The sequence below is a fragment of the Alteromonas sp. ABD4_190 genome (assembly GCF_056160105.1).
In genome coordinates this window covers 3,787,387-3,803,278 of record NZ_JBSWWN010000001.1, presented here as the reverse complement: position 1 = coordinate 3,803,278, position 15,892 = coordinate 3,787,387, and the positions used below count along the sequence as shown (strand labels likewise).

General features: G+C 44.0%; 16 protein-coding genes. 8 read left to right on the top strand and 8 right to left on the bottom strand.

Features of this window, described 5'->3' with window-relative positions; all coding sequences use genetic code 11:
• Positions 1-99: 99 nt before the first annotated feature.
• Entirely contained in the window at positions 100-465 is a 366-nt protein-coding gene (locus ACXAFM_RS16665; RefSeq protein ID WP_474831021.1) for a VOC family protein, read from the bottom strand.
• Between the two features lie 482 nt (positions 466-947).
• Between ACXAFM_RS16665 and ACXAFM_RS16660 the strand changes: the two genes are divergently transcribed.
• The 6 genes from ACXAFM_RS16660 to ACXAFM_RS16635 all read left to right on the top strand — a co-directional run bounded on the left by ACXAFM_RS16660 (position 948) and on the right by ACXAFM_RS16635 (position 4,532).
• Positions 948-1,337 carry an ACT domain-containing protein gene (locus ACXAFM_RS16660; protein WP_474831019.1) on the top strand — a complete coding sequence of 130 codons (390 nt, stop codon included), beginning with the start codon at positions 948-950 and terminating at the stop codon, positions 1,335-1,337.
• Between the two features lie 4 nt (positions 1,338-1,341).
• On the top strand, positions 1,342-1,842 hold the full coding sequence (locus ACXAFM_RS16655) for a PTS sugar transporter subunit IIA (RefSeq protein WP_474831017.1): 501 nt from the start codon (positions 1,342-1,344) through the stop codon (positions 1,840-1,842).
• A gap of 238 nt (positions 1,843-2,080) precedes the next feature.
• Positions 2,081-2,428, top strand: a complete 348-nt coding sequence (locus ACXAFM_RS16650; RefSeq protein WP_474831015.1) for an ArsC family reductase — start codon at positions 2,081-2,083, stop codon at positions 2,426-2,428.
• Complete coding sequence (gene dapE / locus ACXAFM_RS16645) at positions 2,422-3,558, top strand: succinyl-diaminopimelate desuccinylase (RefSeq protein WP_474831013.1); 1,137 nt, start codon at positions 2,422-2,424, stop codon at positions 3,556-3,558. The genes ACXAFM_RS16650 and dapE overlap by 7 nt, the downstream gene beginning before the upstream one ends.
• A 9-nt stretch (positions 3,559-3,567) precedes the next feature.
• On the top strand, positions 3,568-4,272 hold the full coding sequence (locus ACXAFM_RS16640) for a M15 family metallopeptidase (protein WP_474835569.1): 705 nt from the start codon (positions 3,568-3,570) through the stop codon (positions 4,270-4,272).
• Positions 4,269-4,532, top strand: coding sequence for a DUF2897 family protein (locus ACXAFM_RS16635; protein ID WP_474835364.1), 264 nt, complete (start codon positions 4,269-4,271; stop codon positions 4,530-4,532). Before ACXAFM_RS16640 ends, ACXAFM_RS16635 begins: the two co-directional genes overlap by 4 nt.
• Before the next feature lie 97 nt (positions 4,533-4,629).
• Here the strand turns inward: ACXAFM_RS16635 and ACXAFM_RS16630 are convergent, their stop codons facing one another.
• From ACXAFM_RS16630 to seqA, 7 genes are all read right to left on the bottom strand, one after another.
• On the bottom strand, positions 4,630-4,956 hold the full coding sequence (locus ACXAFM_RS16630; protein WP_014949040.1) for a heavy metal-binding domain-containing protein: 327 nt from the start codon (positions 4,954-4,956) through the stop codon (positions 4,630-4,632).
• Positions 4,957-5,012: 56 nt separating this feature from the next.
• A complete protein-coding gene (locus tag ACXAFM_RS16625) occupies positions 5,013-5,423 on the bottom strand; it encodes an HIT domain-containing protein (protein ID WP_474835362.1) in 411 nt (136 codons plus the stop codon).
• Positions 5,416-6,447 carry a succinylglutamate desuccinylase gene (astE, locus tag ACXAFM_RS16620; RefSeq protein ID WP_474835360.1) on the bottom strand — a complete coding sequence of 344 codons (1,032 nt, stop codon included), beginning with the start codon at positions 6,445-6,447 and terminating at the stop codon, positions 5,416-5,418. The genes ACXAFM_RS16625 and astE overlap by 8 nt, the downstream gene beginning before the upstream one ends.
• 286 nt (positions 6,448-6,733) lie before the next feature.
• Complete coding sequence (locus ACXAFM_RS16615) at positions 6,734-8,038, bottom strand: putative bifunctional diguanylate cyclase/phosphodiesterase (RefSeq protein WP_474835358.1); 1,305 nt, start codon at positions 8,036-8,038, stop codon at positions 6,734-6,736.
• Between the two features lie 308 nt (positions 8,039-8,346).
• Complete coding sequence (locus ACXAFM_RS16610) at positions 8,347-10,824, bottom strand: glycogen/starch/alpha-glucan phosphorylase (protein WP_474835356.1); 2,478 nt, start codon at positions 10,822-10,824, stop codon at positions 8,347-8,349.
• Positions 10,825-11,042: 218 nt separating this feature from the next.
• Positions 11,043-12,695 carry a phosphoglucomutase (alpha-D-glucose-1,6-bisphosphate-dependent) gene (gene pgm / locus ACXAFM_RS16605; RefSeq protein WP_474835354.1) on the bottom strand — a complete coding sequence of 551 codons (1,653 nt, stop codon included), beginning with the start codon at positions 12,693-12,695 and terminating at the stop codon, positions 11,043-11,045.
• Positions 12,696-12,740: 45 nt separating this feature from the next.
• Positions 12,741-13,550 (bottom strand): replication initiation negative regulator SeqA, encoded by an 810-nt coding sequence (seqA, locus tag ACXAFM_RS16600; RefSeq protein ID WP_474830998.1) that lies wholly within the window; start codon positions 13,548-13,550, stop codon positions 12,741-12,743.
• A 233-nt stretch (positions 13,551-13,783) separates the two neighbouring features.
• Here seqA and ACXAFM_RS16595 point away from each other — a divergent pair, with 233 nt between their 5' ends.
• A complete protein-coding gene (locus tag ACXAFM_RS16595; protein WP_474835352.1) occupies positions 13,784-14,731 on the top strand; it encodes an AAA family ATPase in 948 nt (315 codons plus the stop codon).
• Between the two features lie 36 nt (positions 14,732-14,767).
• A complete protein-coding gene (locus ACXAFM_RS16590; protein WP_474835350.1) occupies positions 14,768-15,892 on the top strand; it encodes a DUF58 domain-containing protein in 1,125 nt (374 codons plus the stop codon).

Sequence of the window (15,892 nt, the reverse complement as noted above, 5' to 3'; positions counted from 1 at the left end):
TAGCCTATCGAAAAAAGCAGCGAGTAACGCTACACGCTGCTTTTTAATTTTTCGCTTTTAGAGCGCTATTTCTAATCGTGGTGATTTTTTAATCCCTGCTCAGCTTTGTGCTTTTTCATAAAGCGCACAAGCCGCACCACTTGGGTCAGTAATCACACAGAAGCTGTCTTTGCCATGGTGGCGTATGTCACCTACCTGCCTTCCACCCTTTTCAATAGCCGCATTTAAAGCTAACTCGAGATTTTCCACCGTGAAATAGTTAATCCACCCGCCTGGGTACTGCGCATTAACGCCCTTCTTATGACAAATACCGCCTACTGGTGTTCCGTCGGGTTTCATCATAACGTAATCATTGTAGCCGCCCATATCAATGGGTTCTTTCTTCCAGCCCATCACCGCTTCGTAAAAGCTGACAAGTTCGTCCGCATTTTCTACCGTTATATCGCACCATGAAGAATCTGACATAGTCTTTCCTTATCTCTTGTAATATTCAAGGGCTATTGATCTTTGTCAACAAAGGTCAAGGCTTGTTAATAACCGTTGCATAACCGACTGTGCCACCTTAATAAAGCTTTGTTAACTAGTAATTTACTTGTTACGCAAAAACTCAATCTTTGCATACGCACGATCTTGATCAGTTTAGTGATTTATTGATGGTGAATTTTTTCAAAAGACATCTATTGTCAAGCTAAGAAATTACAAAATTACCAAACATTTTTTATTTTAGTTGTAGACATGGCCTGTGGAAAATGCTTGTGAAATTGAGAATGTTATCCACTGAACATTGTTTGTACAGTTTATTTATTTCTTTATTTACAATGAGTTACAGCAAAGCCCCAAACTACTCAACAAACTTATCCACAGATTAAGTGGATAACACGTAGCACTTAATCACAGTTAATGGTTTAATGTGAATATCTTCGAAGTTATCTTTTTTTCGGTTTCTCATGCCCAAACAAACACTTTTAGTCAGAGAATCTTTATTTACAATTCACAGCCTGGATCCTGAAACCAATATCCCTGCATCTGTGCTAAATAGTCCCCTTTTTTTCTTAGGTAAAACAGAAGATGAATTATCTATTGTTGTGCCTGACTCGGTAGATGTAGCGTCACTGGATAGTGATGAAGGTTGGCGCGCACTTGAACTGTTAGGGCCTTTACACTTATCTATGGTAGGGATAATGGCCCAAATTGGAGAAGTGTTAGCATCAGCAAAAGTGGCCATATTCGTGGTATCAACCTTCGATACTGACTTCTTTTTAGTAAAAGACAACAAACTAAAAGATGCCATTAGTGCGCTTAAGAAAGCTGGCTACTCGGTAAGTGAGGACGTCTAATACCGTGAACGCTAAGCAACTACAGTACGCTCCAGATAGTTTTGCCAAGCAGTTTGCAACTGTAAGTCCGTTTTCAGGGCAAGTGGTTTCACTATCACACATTGACGATCCTTATTATAAAAGCGGCCTTATGGGGCCTGGGGCAGCGGTAAGCTCTACGTCAAATACAATAGTCTCGCCTTTTGCCGGAAGAGTACTAAGCGTTTCGCCGTTAGACTACGCTATCGATGTACAGTCTAGCGCGGGCCTCAAGTGCAAGATTAAATATGGTGGCGATACTAGTCATCTGCATGGTGCACAGTTCGTCTGTTCGCTAAAACGAGGCGATGAAATTAAGCCTAAGCAAGTACTTTTTACTGTGAATGCTGCATGGCTGAAACAACGTGGTGTAATCAACACATGTGCGCTAACCCTGCTTAACGCCCAAGCGCTTATCGGTGTATTGCCTACCCACCAAAAATTTGTAGAAGCCGGTGAGGATACACTTCTAACGCTATATCTATAACGTTATCCTCGACCTAAACACAGGCTTTCACCTTCAAAAATCATCGCAAGTGAGTTTATCAACGTATTAACAGCTTGTATGATGTAGCACATTGAAAAAAAAGATGTACAGGCGCACTCTTTTCGGGCTATTGCGGTTTTCTATTTCCTCTAGCTCTTCGAAACAGCGCCACATAATGGCACTGTTCTAACCAGCGTCAATAATTTACAAACAACAAAGTAGTACGGAATAAATCACCATGAGTACAATCCTTTATGGGATCCCAAACTGTGACACCATCAAAAAAGCGAAAAAATGGTTAGCAGATAACGATATCTCGTTCACCTTTCACGACTACCGTAAAGATGGTATCGACAACGATTTCCTTGTACGCGCTGAGTCTGAGCTTGGCTGGGAATCCATGTTAAATAAACGTGGAACCACCTACCGCCAGCTAGAAGAGCAGGAGAAAGCAAACTTAGATAAAGAAAAAGCGCTGGCCTTGTTAGAACTCCACCCAGCTATGGTTAAACGCCCTATTCTTTTTCACGACAATGCTTTTCACATCGGTTTTAAGCCTGCACAGTATGAGGAAATATTTTGTTAAACGATTCTGTTATTAAAATTGCTAAGCAACTCATAAACCGTCGCTCTGTAACGCCAGAAGATGCAGGCTGCCAAGAGGCCATGGGCGAGTTTTTAGGCGCACTGGGGTTTAATAATGAAACAATGGTGTTTGAAGACACCACTAACCTTTGGTCTCGCCGAGGTAAAGAAGGCCCCGTATTTTGTTTTGCTGGTCATACTGATGTGGTACCAAGCGGCCCAGAGTCGGCTTGGAAAACACCACCTTTCACTGCGACAGAAGTTGATGGCTATTTGCATGGTCGCGGCGCTGCCGACATGAAAGGCAGCCTTGCCGCTATGCTTGTAGCCACCCGTGAATTTGTGAACAAGTACCCAGATCACAAGGGAAGTATCGCCTACCTTATTACGAGCGACGAAGAAGGCCCGTTTATTAACGGTACTACTCGCGTTATCGACACCCTAGAAGCGCGAAATGAAAAGATTGACTGGTGTATTGTTGGTGAACCCTCTTCAACAGACGAAGTGGGTGATATTGTCAAAAATGGTCGTAGAGGCTCATTAACGGGTGATTTAGTTGTGAAGGGCGTTCAGGGCCATGTTGCCTACCCTCATCTAGCAAATAACCCTGTGCACAGCGCCATGGCGGCCCTTGATGAATTAGCAAAGTCACACTGGGATAACGGTAACGACTTCTTCCCGCCCACTAGCTTTCAGGTTTCAAATATTCACGCAGGTACAGGGGCAGGTAATGTAATACCAGGCGAACTTCACGTTTGCTTCAACTTCCGCTTTTCAACAGAAGTGACCGACCAACTTCTTATTGAACGTGTCACCGCTATTTTAGACGCCCACGACTTTGAGTACGAGATAAACTGGACCTTTAATGGACAACCATTTTTGACCGATACAGGCGCGCTATTAGAAGCAACCCAAGGTGCTATTGCTGCAGTTAAAGGCACACCTACGGTACTCTCTACCGCAGGCGGTACATCCGATGGCCGTTTTATTGCGCCTACGGGAGCACAAGTTATAGAGCTAGGCCCGGTTAATGCCACTATCCACAAAATTGACGAGTGCGTAAAAATGGCTGACCTTGAACAGCTTGCTGATATGTACTTCGGTATCTTAGAACGCTTATTGGCTAAATAGCCCTTATTGTTGTTCATGAATCAGATACCGCAACAAGCATGGCTAGGCCAGCACAACGACTACCTTGTAGATGCTGGCAATGGCCATAGGCTTCATCAAGACGTTATTTCGCCCTTTCTTGCTATGCAAGATGCGGCGCACAATGACGGTATAGACTTACATTTAGTCAGTAGTTTTCGAGATTTTGATAGGCAAACCGTCATTTTTAACCGTAAATGGACGGGGCAGGCGCAACTTCTTGATGTTAATGGCACAGCACTTCCTTTCGAAACACTAAGTGACGATGAAAAACTGCACGCTATTTTGACCTGGTCTGCGCTACCTGGCGGCAGTCGTCATCATTGGGGCACCGATATTGACGTTTATGACAGAGCTGCTGTACACAAGTGGGACGGCAACTTTAACCTTGTAGAAAGCGAATACCTTACAGGCGGCCCCTGCCACAACCTTTCCTGTTGGTTAGCTGATCATATGGAACAGTTCGGTTTCTACCGTCCTTTCTCAGTCAATAGTGGCGGCGTGGCCGTTGAACCTTGGCATTTGAGTTTTAAAAGCGCAGCAAGCACCTTTGAAAAAGCCAGAAACCTAGACGGTTTTACACAAGCCATTGAACAAAGCGATATAGAAGGTAAATCGTGTATTTTGCCGCAGCTACCTAGCTTGTATAATCGCTACGTATTGAACAAAGGGCTGTCGCCTACGGAATTTTTATGAGTACTACCTGGGTCATCATCGTTATTGTTTTAGTATTGGGCGTGGTTATAGGAAACATCACGCTACTTAAATACAGCGCTAAGTTTAAATTCCCTACCCCCTCTAAGCCTTATGATGATGACAAAAGCGGTGACGAGTACGTCACCCCCAATAGAGACACTAGCCACTCACATGCCGAGACTGAAACATCCGGCGACCATGCTTCGTCGACACAAGCACACAATGATAGTGGTGACAGCAACAAGAAAACCGTGAAATAGCTTTTTCATTTAAGTCCATTATCGCTAGTTTGCTCGATGTAGAACTGATGAACGTTAATTCACTAAAGTCTGTGCGCAAAAAAGCGCGCTTCTTAGCTTATAAAGGCGTCGTTTTTACTGCAGTACCGCTAATGCTCACCATTAGCATGCTGCCTTTATCACCAATGACTTGATAGTCTAGGTCTATTCCAACTACAGCGTTTGCGCCCATGCTTCTTGCTTCATGTTCTAGTTCGGTAAACGCTAACTTGCGCGCAGTGGTAAGCTCTTCTTCATAAGACCCTGAACGCCCACCCACGATATCGCGAATAGACGCGAAGAGATCTTTGAACACATTTGCGCCCATTACGGCCTCGCCTACAACAATGCCGTAATAAGCCTCAATTTTGTGACCTTCTAAGGTTGGGGTAGTTGAAACAATCATGCGTAACTCCTTTTAATTTGAACTGTTTATTTGTCGCTATTTAGGACAAACGTCCTTTAGCTGTTATCTTTAAACCACTGCTGAATAGACTTAACAAGCGCCTGTGCATTGTTGGAATCATAAGCCACAGCGGGCTGATTGCCCCAAACAGGTTTTGGCCATGCGCAATCGTTTTCAAAACGTGCAACGTGGTGAACGTGGAGCTGTCTTACCACGTTACCTAGTGCTGCCACGTTAAGTTTAAGCGGTGAAAACAAGGCCTGCATGACTTTTGATGTCAATGCAGACTCTTTAAGTAAAGTAATCTGCTCTTCTTCTGACAAATCGATAATTTCCGTAATATCATTTTTCATCGGTACTAAAATAAGCCACGGAAACTGACTATCATTCATCAACAGTACACGACACAGCGAAAGATCACAGACAAAAAATGTATCATTGTGTAAACGGCTATCAAGTTTAAACATCTAGCTTATCCAACGTAGTAGGCACAACCGTTAACAAAGCGCGTTGTCCAATGGCCACTTTTGCATTTGGAAAAACAATGGCTTCGCCGTCCTGCTCTGCTATGTACTCTTTACCCGGTTCAGAAGCCAATACCGTGCCTTTAGGGTAGTCAGTGAAGTTGGGCGTATCGTCATCGAAATGAAGCGTAAACTGTTCTTCGTTTCGGTTTATAACTTGGTTCACGCGATAAATATCAAGGTCATCCATATCAACTGTAGGCGCGTACTCGGTTTGAGTAATTAGCTGCGTTATCGCTTGTTTCGCATCTTCAAATCGACGCATATCGTTTTGCCCAAATGGACGCACTTTGCCAAGTTCAACGGTAAACGCGTGGGCGTTGTATTGATATGACGAGAAGTAGCTAAAGGTGGTTGTAGAGCTTTCCGACAGCAATATGGTTTTTACCCCACACGCCGCAAGGAAGGCTAGTTGCCCTTTGCTATGAACTCTGTCGTGAAGATAAGGATATACTGCAAACTTTTCATTTTTCGAAGCGCGAATTGCCGTGTGTAAGTCGTAGTGATAACGGGTGCCTTCAGCCGCTTCAAAGAAAGACGCCACCGCCTCTTCTAGCTGCTTAGCACGCACACGTTCAGCGTTCACTAAACCCTCGCCAGTTGAGTGCGCCCCGCTAAACAATCGGTTCATGTTCTCTTCAACGAAACGCTCTGCAATATCCATCGCGGGCAGGTTGCCAAATAAAAATAAAACATCATGTGCAGGCCTTATGTTCCCTGTAAGGATCCCCTTAACCAATTCATCACAGATTTCGATAGGCGCAGTTTCATTACCGTGAACACCACAGGACAAGACTATGCGCTTGTTTGGCGTAGAGGTAGGCTGTACAGAGAAACTAATGATGCCAGGCGCAATGATACGAACGTCAGTGCCATTGGCTAGCGTGAATTGGTGAGCGCGTTCGAATAACTCGGGTTGACGGCGCGAAAGTGTTAAAAATTGGCCGTTTTCGATAAGTTCTTGCATAAGTGTGAGCTTTGTTGACTTTGTCTAATCTCGAATAACTTAAGTGTACCGAGACAGTCTATCAAAATCACCTTATCTCAGGGTTTTATTGCGCTAGGCTGTAACTAATAAATAACGCTTTTCTGCACTAGTCGCGATATTCTACAAGACTACGCAGTTTCTTTAGTACTAAGGGGGTAGCAATACTTAACCTAATTAGGCGCCCCAAAATAAAAAACTAGAAACAAAGACGCAATAAAGTACAAAGCTACTGAGGTTAATTACGATTGGCTAGCGGTGGTAGTAGCTAGGCTTGGGCCCTTCTTGGCGAACTACCGACAATGATTTCTTGCTGAATAAGTTGCACGAATTCAGTAAAAGGTATAGCACGCGAGAATAAATACCCCTGACCTTGAGAGACCCCGACCTCTCGAAGAATGTGAAGCTGCTCTACGGTTTCTATGCCCTCAGCAACCACACAACAATTCTTAGCTTGGCCTATTACTTTCGCCGCCTCAATAATCGCCCTATTAACCGGGTGTGCTTCTAATTCCATCACGAAGGATTTATCTATTTTCAGGGCATCGATATCTAGGTCGCGAATATAAGCAAGGTTGGAATATCCCTTGCCGAAGTCATCTACTGATATGGCCACACCTAGACTTCTCAACTCATCTAATTGTTTTTTCACCATTAGTGAATTGGATAGTGCTACATCTTCCGTGAGTTCTAATTCAATAAGAGACAGCGGTAAACCATAGGTGTCGCTTAACATTTTCAGTGTAGGTATTAACTGATTGTCATAAAGCTGAGTAGGTGAAATGTTTACTGACAGAACGATAGGCAATTTAAACACATCGAGTTCAGCAAGGGCCTTAAATGCTTGCTCTAACGTCCAGTAACCCAGTTCATTCATCATGTTGTATGACTCTGCGGCTTCAATTAATGGCCCAGGAAACAATACGCCATCAAGAGGATGGTTCCAACGTAACAAGCACTCACCACCCACCACTTCGAGGGTATTCAAATCAACCTTAGGTTGGTAATAAAGCTCAAGTTCATTTTGAGCCAGCGCGCGTTTTAAATCAGCTTTTAGCGCAAGACTTCTGCCTGTATCAGATTTGTCCGATTTATTGAGCGCGAAGTAATTTTCGTACTTATTTTCTTTTGCCTGCTTCAATGCAGACTCTGCTCGAGATACAAAAGCGGTGATATCAAACTCATCGTTTTCGCCGCACACTACGCCCACATTGAAATCGGCGATAAATGCCGTGCCATCATAATGCATAGGTGTTTTAAAATGTTCTACAAGGCGCTCGAACATTTGTCGCATCACAGCTTCTTTATTTTCGTTGGGAAAAACGATTCCAAATACATCGCCGCTTATTCGGCCAATAAGCACATGTTCCCCAAAAAGATGTTGTATACGGTTGGCTATCTCAAGCAAAAAACGGTCGCCGATGTGAATACCTAGACTTGTTGTTACATCTGAAAAACGCACAACATCAACCAGCATCAAAGAAATAGATGTGCTTTGAGACGCTTGTTTTAAGACGCTATCGATAAAGGCATAGCGATTGGGAATGGTTGCCAGTGATGTGTGTTGGCTCATGATGTTTTCCTTCCGCATTACGCTTCTAGGCAATAAAAACAACTACTTATATAAAACCATGACGTCGCGCAAGGCGCAATACTGGTAACGTATTATTCTGCATACCATCTTATACTTTTGTAAAACATAATTCTAAATATGCCTAATATAGCATGTCACCTTTTCTGGCCGTTGTAACAAATGTTTAAGCTATTTTAATCAAGTAAAGCATGTCAATGTTAATTTAAGTAAAACTACAGGCTTTTTTTAAAGATAATAAAAACCCGGCAAGCTTAACACTGCCGGGCTTTTTCTTTGCTGTTTTGCGACTAGCTTTCTATCTTACACGGTGAAAGTTTCCAAACGCGCTCTACGTAGTCACGAATTGAGCGGTCTGAAGTGAACTTACCCATCTTAGCTGTGTTGATAATCGCCATTTCTGCCCAGCGCTCTTTATCGCGATATGCAGCATCAACGGCTATTTGCGCGTCAGAATAGGCGCGGAAATCCGCTAGTACCATGTACGGGTCACCGTTATCAAGTAAGCTTTGCTTAATTGACACCAGTGCACCTGGTTTACCTGGCGTAAAGTAATCCGTTTCTAACCAATCCAGCACAGCTTTAATTTCTGGATCTTTATAGTAGTAGTCATGTGGGTTATAGCCTTTCGCTTTAAGCTCGTTCACTTCTTCTACTGTAAGTCCGAAGATAAAGATGTTGTCATCGCCTACTTCTTCAGCAATTTCAACGTTTGCACCATCAAGTGTACCAATAGTTACCGCACCGTTCAGTGCAAGCTTCATATTACCGGTTCCTGATGCCTCTTTACCTGCCGTACTGATTTGCTCAGATACGTCTGCCGCTGGAATCATTTTTTCAGCGAGTGATACACGGTAGTTTGGTAAGAATGCTACTTTAATCTTGTTATTTACGCGCGGATCGTTGTTGATCTTATCCGCTACCTTGTTAATAGCGAAGATAATATCTTTCGCAAGCTTGTAACCCGGTGCGGCTTTAGCACCAAACACAAATACACGTGGATGCATATCGTAATCAGGGTTTTCAAGAATACGACGGTACAACGCCATAATATTTAGTAGTGCTAAGTGCTGACGCTTATACTCGTGCAATCGCTTAATTTGCACATCGAAAATGGCGTTAACGTCTACTTCTATATCAAGTGACTTGCGAATTTCCTCTGCTAGCAGCTCTTTGTTCTCAAGCTTCACTTTCATGAATTGCTTTTGGAACGTTTTGTTGCTTGCGAATTTTGCCAAGCCCTGCAGCTTGTCTAAATCACGCGGCCAATCTTCACCAATTTTCTTGTCAATAAGCTTAGACAGCCCTGGGTTACACGCTTTCAACCAGCGGCGTGGTGTAATACCGTTGGTTACGTTAGTTAGCTTACCTGGATACAGTTCATCGAACTCTGGGAACAGAGACGACTTAACAAGACGAGAGTGCATTTCTGCCACACCGTTCACTGCAAACGAGCCGATTACCGACAGGTGGCCCATACGAACCATCTTCTCGTTACCTTCTTCAATGATTGAAAGCTTAGCTTTCATGGCATTGTCGCCAGGCCACTTCTTATCAACCTCAGCCATAAAGCGGTGGTTAATTTCATAAATGATTTCTAGATGACGAGGAAGAATTTTCTCAATCATGCGCGCTGGCCACTTTTCTAGCGCTTCTGGTAGCAAGGTATGGTTGGTATATGCAAATACTTTTGTACAAATCCCCCACGCTTCGTCCCAGCCTAACTCGGCGCGATCCACAAGAATACGCATTAATTCTGGTATCGAAATAGCTGGGTGCGTGTCGTTTAGCTGAATAACAACCTGATCGGCGAAACGGCTCCAATCGTCACCATGAGCACGCTTGTAACGACGGATAATGTCTTTAAGCGAGCACGAGCAGAAGAAGTACTGCTGAATAAGGCGAAGCTCTTTACCCGCTTCGGTCTCATCGTTTGGATAAAGTACTTTTGAAATCGTTTCAGCTGATACATTTTCACGCTGTGCATCAACGTAACCACCAGCATTGAATACGTCCCAATTGAAGTAGTCAGACGCTTCTGACTGCCACAACCGCAGTACGTTTACGGTTTTACCTTCGTAGCCTACAACCGGAATGTCCCACGGCACACCTTTTACAATTGAGCCAGGGTGCCATTCTTTAAGCACACGACCATTTTCGCCGTATTTTGTTTCTACATAACCATAAAGCGATACTTCTTGAATAGATTCTGGACGGCAAATTTCCCACGGGTTACCGTAATCACGCCAGCTGTCTGGACGCTCGATTTGTGCACCGCTTTTAATTTCTTGGCGGAACAAGCCGTGTTCGTAGTGAATACCATAGCCAATAGCAGGCAACTCCATGGTCGCTAGCGAGTCAATAAAACACGCTGCCAGTCGGCCAAGGCCACCATTACCTAGCGCCATATCAGGCTCTTCTTCAAGAATGTCTGAAATTTCAACACCTAGCTCTTTCAGTGCGCCACCCGCAACATCGAACAATCCGAAGTTTTGCAGGTTGTTTGAAAGCAAACGGCCCATAAGGAATTCAGCCGAGAAATAATGGACGGCGCGGGTGTCGTTCAGGTAATGACTTTTCTGGGTTTTGCGCAACCCTTCAAGTACTTGTTCTTGAATTGCAGCGCACGTTGCTTTCCACCAAGCGTGATTGTTTGCTTTGTTTTCGTCGGTGCCTAGCGTGCAGTGTAAGTGTTTGATAACCGCCGCTTTGAATGCAGCCTTATCGATCACAGGAGAGGTTTGCGTCTTGGTCGCTTTTGCGTTCATTTTGCGTCTCACTCTTAAGTAGAAGCGGTGTTTACACACCAAAAGTGTAATTTAATTACAGAATAACTTCAGAATATGACATCAATATAACAGCGCTTAAACGATTATGTTGTAATAATTTTGTTAAAATTACAAAAAAACGCATGAATTCGTATGCATTCATGCGTTTTTTAACATCTTATTTACACAATAAAATAAAAGACGGTTTATTTTTATACTTACTTTATGATTTTACCAACTAAAGCTTCGGCTTCAGCAATTAAATCCTGTAAGTGGCTTTCACCTTTAAAGCTTTCCGCATAAATCTTATAAATTTGTTCGGTGCCCGATGGACGCGCTGCGAACCAGCCGTTTTCTGTTGACACTTTAACACCACCAATGGCCGCGTTATTACCTGGAGCGTGAGTTTGCACAGAAGTGATAGACTCACCTGCTAACGTATCGCTAGTAACTACCGATGCATCCATCGCTGAAAGTTTCTGCTTTTGCTCTAAGGTTGCTGCTACGTCAACACGGCTATATACCGGTGCTGCAAATTTTTCCGTTAGCGCTTTGTAGTGCTCGCCCGGATCTTTGCCTGTAACGGCTAGAATTTCTGCTGCCAACAAGCAGAGAATAAAGCCGTCTTTATCTGTAGCCCAAGTGCTTCCATTGCGCTCAAGAAAAATTCCGCCCGCACTTTCTTCACCAGCGAAACCAATAGTGCTGTTAGATAGACCACCTACAAACCATTTGAAGCCAACAGGCATTTCAGCCAGCGGCTTACCTAGGCTATTCGCTACGCGGTCAATCATGCTGCTAGATACAAGTGTCTTGCCGATATTTAAGTCACTTGGCCAGTCTGGACGATGGGTATAAAGGTAATTAATCGCCACGGCCAAATAGTGATTAGGGTTCATCAGCCCTGCACTTTTGCACACGATACCATGACGGTCGAAATCCGGGTCGTTGCCCCATGCTAAATCGAAGTTGTCTTTTAGCTCGATTAACCCTGCCATGGCGTAAGCAGATGAACAATCCATGCGAAGCTTGCCGTCTTTGTCGCGGCGCATGAAACCAAATTGAGGGTCGACAGCATCGTTAACCACTGTGATGTTTAACCCATATTTTTCAGAAATACGCGACCAGTAGCCTACCCCGGCGCCACCAAGAGGGTCAGTGCCTAGTTTTAAGTTCGCTTTTGCAATCGCGTCCATATCAATAACTTTAGCTAAGTCTTCGATATAAGGTTCCATAAAGTCTTCTTCACGAACCAGTTTACGCTCGGTAGCTTGGCGAATATCAATGCGCTGAACATCTTTGTTGCCATCAGCAATTAACGTGTTCGCACGCTCTTGAATTTGCTTAGTTACATCACTGTCGGCTGGACCACCGTGCGGCGGGTTGTATTTAAACCCACCGTCTGAAGGAGGATTATGAGAAGGCGTAATAACAATTCCATCAGCCTTGTCTGTATTGCCAGCGCGATTATAACGAATGATAGTGCGGGAAATAACAGGCGTTGGCGTATAGCCCATGCTCTCGTTATCTGAACGTTGCACCACAACATCTACGCCGTTGGCACATAAAACTTCTATGGCAGTGATCATGGCCGGTTCAGATAACGCGTGGGTATCTTTTCCAACATATAACGGGCCGTTGATACCTTCCTGCTTGCGGTATTCTACCAAAGCTTGGCAAATTGCACCGATGTGAGTGTCAGTAAAGGTAGCGTTTGACGCCGTGCCTCGGTGGCCAGAAGTACCGAAAGACACCGCCTGGCCCGGATCGTTAATATCCGGTTTGTAGCTGTAATACTGGCTCACTAACTGGGGTACGTTAATGAGCTGTTCTTTAGCTGCATGCTTTCCAGCCTGCGGATGTAATGCCATGAAAAAGTCCTTATTTAGAAGTTTCGTTATTTGTTGCTTGGCTTGCTATTTACCTTCTGAAGAGAAACGCGCGACGACGGTTTCAATTACATCAGCTTGATAACCTAGGTTACGCAAAACTTGTTCCAGCATATTCGTTTTCTTGGCAGTATTGTTATTTGTCACTACCCAGAACGGGCTATCTGGGATAGCTTTCGGATTAGTGCTGCTGCCGTTTTCAAGTAACGCTTCCTTACTTGTCGCAAAGTAAGTTCGGTTTTTGCCCTTAATGCTTTCAACGCGCGCAAAGTTTTCTGCATTAAGCTTGTGCGCTGCACTTAAAACAAACAAGAATTGATCAACCCGTTTAGTAAAGGTGCTTAATGCATCTTTTGACACGGCATCCAAAATGTCTCGCTTGGTGTGGGCTTCGTTTGAAAGTGATGTTTCAGTAGCTGCCGATGGCTTTTTCGCTGCTTTGGTACCTGCGGATGTTTTTGCTACAGCAGTTTTTGCAGGCGTGGCCTTCGCAGGAGCTTTCTTCGCCGCGGCTCTATTTACCGATGCTTTATTCGCCGTTGACCTTACCGAAGCGCTAGCCTCTTTTGTAGCAGTTTTGGCTAATGGTGCTTTAGGCTCCACTTCTGCTTCTACCGCCGAGCTTGGTTTACTTATCGACTCTGTAACGTCTGCACTTTTTGTTTCGCTTGTTTTTGCAGGCGTCGATGAAGCTTCACTAGGCTCTGAGCCCTGCGATACCGCCCCATCTTCAGGTAAAAGTAAACGTCTTAAAATTTGCGATGCACTCTCACCAATATGCTTAGTCTGGCTGGCGATGAAGGCATATAAATCGTCATCTATTTCAATGCTTTTCATAACTACTTCCTTTTTAAGAGGCACCATTATAGACAACACAGTTAAACTACGCAGCACTTAATAGCAGATGTTTTGAGGAATCGTGAATATTAAATGTTGAACAGACCGATTGCATACCAACGTATAAAATTTCAAAGTTATAGTAATAGAAAGCGATACACTATCGCTGCTACTATGGTAACGAGCTAAACGTCTACTATGACAAAGTATTTTTAAATAAAAGTGACAAATCTATGCGCCAAGATATTAATCGTGTTCAGCAAGCTCTTAGTCAAAAAATTATTGGAAAAGAGCACCAACTGAAACTCGCCATCACATGTTTACTGGCCAACGGTCACCTGTTAATCGAAGACTTGCCAGGAATGGGAAAAACGACCCTCTCGCATGCACTTTCGCAGGTTTTTGGCCTCCATTATTCGCGCATTCAGTTCACATCAGACTTGCTTCCCTCCGACATGCTGGGTGTTAATATTTTTCATAGTCACGAGCAAGACGAAGATAAACGTTTTACGTTTAGACACGGCCCTATTTTTAGCCAAGTGGTATTGGCCGACGAGTTAAATAGGGCAAGTCCCAAAACCCAGAGTGCCCTGTTAGAAGCAATGGAAGAACGTCAGGTAAGTATCGACGGTGTAACACACGCGCTGCCTACGCCGTTTTTTGTTATCGCAACGCAAAACCCTAGCTATCAGTCGGGTACTTATCCGCTTCCAGAATCGCAGTTAGATCGCTTTTTTATGCGTATCTCTTTAGGCTACCCAGCGTGGGAAGCAGAGAAGGCGATGCTCATGCAAGAAGATGCTTCGGCCCCCCTAAACCAAATGTTAGATGAAACAAATTTGCGAAAAATGCAAAACGATGTCTCTGCCATTCACACCAGCGACGCCATTCTTCACTATATACTGCGATTGGTTGGCGAAAGCAGACAGAGCAGTGATTTTCCCAACCCGCTTTCACCTAGAGCCAGTCGAGCCTTACTTCAGGGCGCAAAAGCATGGGCATACGTTTCTGGTAGAGATTATGTAACACCCGAGGATGTGCAAGCCGTGTTCGTGGCAATTACCGCCCATAGGCTAACATTGTCTTCGCATCACGTCGCTCAAGGGCAGCAGAGCCACGCTTTCGATGGGGAGAAGCTAAGTCAAAAATTGCTTGATAGCGTCGACCCACTGGCAGCCTAGTATCTATGAGCTCCAGGAGTATTAGAGGTGCGTAAAGTGTCAGCAACTTTTCTCAACTACTTTCGGCGTCGACTATCAGCATGGTTAGATAAGCGCGTGCCGGCTTCTCAGGAGCACCATTTAAACTTGAACAGTATTTTCATATTGCCAAGTGGATTTGGCTGGTCTTTTATTATTTTGTCGCTGTGCTTGTTTTTACTTGGTACTAACTATCAAAACAACTTGATGTTACTGCTTAGCTATTTGTGTTTGAGCATTATGCTGCTAACACTTTTTTATACGCATCAAAACTTTGCGCGGCTAGCACTTAAAGCCCTCCCCCCTAATTCGTTTCACTGTAACCAAAATGGTGAAGTTCAACTTCAGGTTATTCCCCATTTGAGCGCGCAGATGAAATGTTGCAATGGAGTACTATCAATAAAATGGCTCAATGTGGTAAGGAACACAGATACTCAATTTGACTATATCCATGGTGGGAGTAAAACTTCAGCCCAACAGCAAAGCTACAACTTTTCATTAAACAAAGATTCCAGCTCGCAAAAACAAACGCTGAATATACCGCTTCGGATATCTAGCCGTGGCCGGTTTACTCTAGGTCGAATGACTATCGCTTGTGATTTTCCGCTTGGGCTTTATAGATGTTGGACTCACCTTGATTTCGATCAGGAAGTCATGGTGTATGCAAAGCCTCAAGAAGGCCCCATTACTATCGATAAACTGGCTAGTCACAATGAATCAACAAGTGTAAGCCAAATAAATGCGCCAGACAGTAACGAAGATTTTTATGGGCTGAACGATTACGAAATTGGACAGCCACTTAATCGCGTATCTTGGAAACATGTGGCTAAAAATGGGAATTGGGTCTCAAAATCATTTTCTTCACAACAAAGTGAAAGTTTTGTGCTTTCAATGCCGTCAAGCGTCAATGTGGAAACTGCTGTTTCAGCGCTAACCCACGCCACATTGTTATGGACGAGTGAAGGCCGCGTGTTTGGAATACAATACAAAGGGCTGAACATCTCGCCTGACCAAGGTACAAACCACATGCATGAATGCCTTAGTGCGCTTGCTTGTTTCAACCTCCCACCTTTTTCAGCCACAGCTGCTGTTAACGTACCAGTTTCAATATCTACCAGACAGAAAAAAACAGGCGGCCAGTAA

Excerpts from the sequence above, each read along its gene's own strand:
- ACXAFM_RS16665 (WP_474831021.1), bottom strand. The coding sequence starts at position 465 with ATGTCAGATTCTTCATGGTGCGATATAACGGTAGAAAATGCGGACGAA.
- ACXAFM_RS16660 (WP_474831019.1), top strand. The coding sequence starts at position 948 with ATGCCCAAACAAACACTTTTAGTCAGAGAATCTTTATTTACAATTCAC.
- ACXAFM_RS16650 (WP_474831015.1), top strand. The coding sequence starts at position 2,081 with ATGAGTACAATCCTTTATGGGATCCCAAACTGTGACACCATCAAAAAA.
- ACXAFM_RS16635 (WP_474835364.1), top strand. The coding sequence starts at position 4,269 with ATGAGTACTACCTGGGTCATCATCGTTATTGTTTTAGTATTGGGCGTG.
- ACXAFM_RS16630 (WP_014949040.1), bottom strand. The coding sequence starts at position 4,956 with ATGATTGTTTCAACTACCCCAACCTTAGAAGGTCACAAAATTGAGGCT.
- ACXAFM_RS16625 (WP_474835362.1), bottom strand. The coding sequence starts at position 5,423 with ATGTTTAAACTTGATAGCCGTTTACACAATGATACATTTTTTGTCTGT.
- astE (WP_474835360.1), bottom strand. The coding sequence starts at position 6,447 with ATGCAAGAACTTATCGAAAACGGCCAATTTTTAACACTTTCGCGCCGT.
- ACXAFM_RS16615 (WP_474835358.1), bottom strand. The coding sequence starts at position 8,038 with ATGAGCCAACACACATCACTGGCAACCATTCCCAATCGCTATGCCTTT.
- ACXAFM_RS16610 (WP_474835356.1), bottom strand. The coding sequence starts at position 10,824 with ATGAACGCAAAAGCGACCAAGACGCAAACCTCTCCTGTGATCGATAAG.
- pgm (WP_474835354.1), bottom strand. The coding sequence starts at position 12,695 with ATGGCATTACATCCGCAGGCTGGAAAGCATGCAGCTAAAGAACAGCTC.
- seqA (WP_474830998.1), bottom strand. The coding sequence starts at position 13,550 with ATGAAAAGCATTGAAATAGATGACGATTTATATGCCTTCATCGCCAGC.
- ACXAFM_RS16595 (WP_474835352.1), top strand. The coding sequence starts at position 13,784 with ATGCGCCAAGATATTAATCGTGTTCAGCAAGCTCTTAGTCAAAAAATT.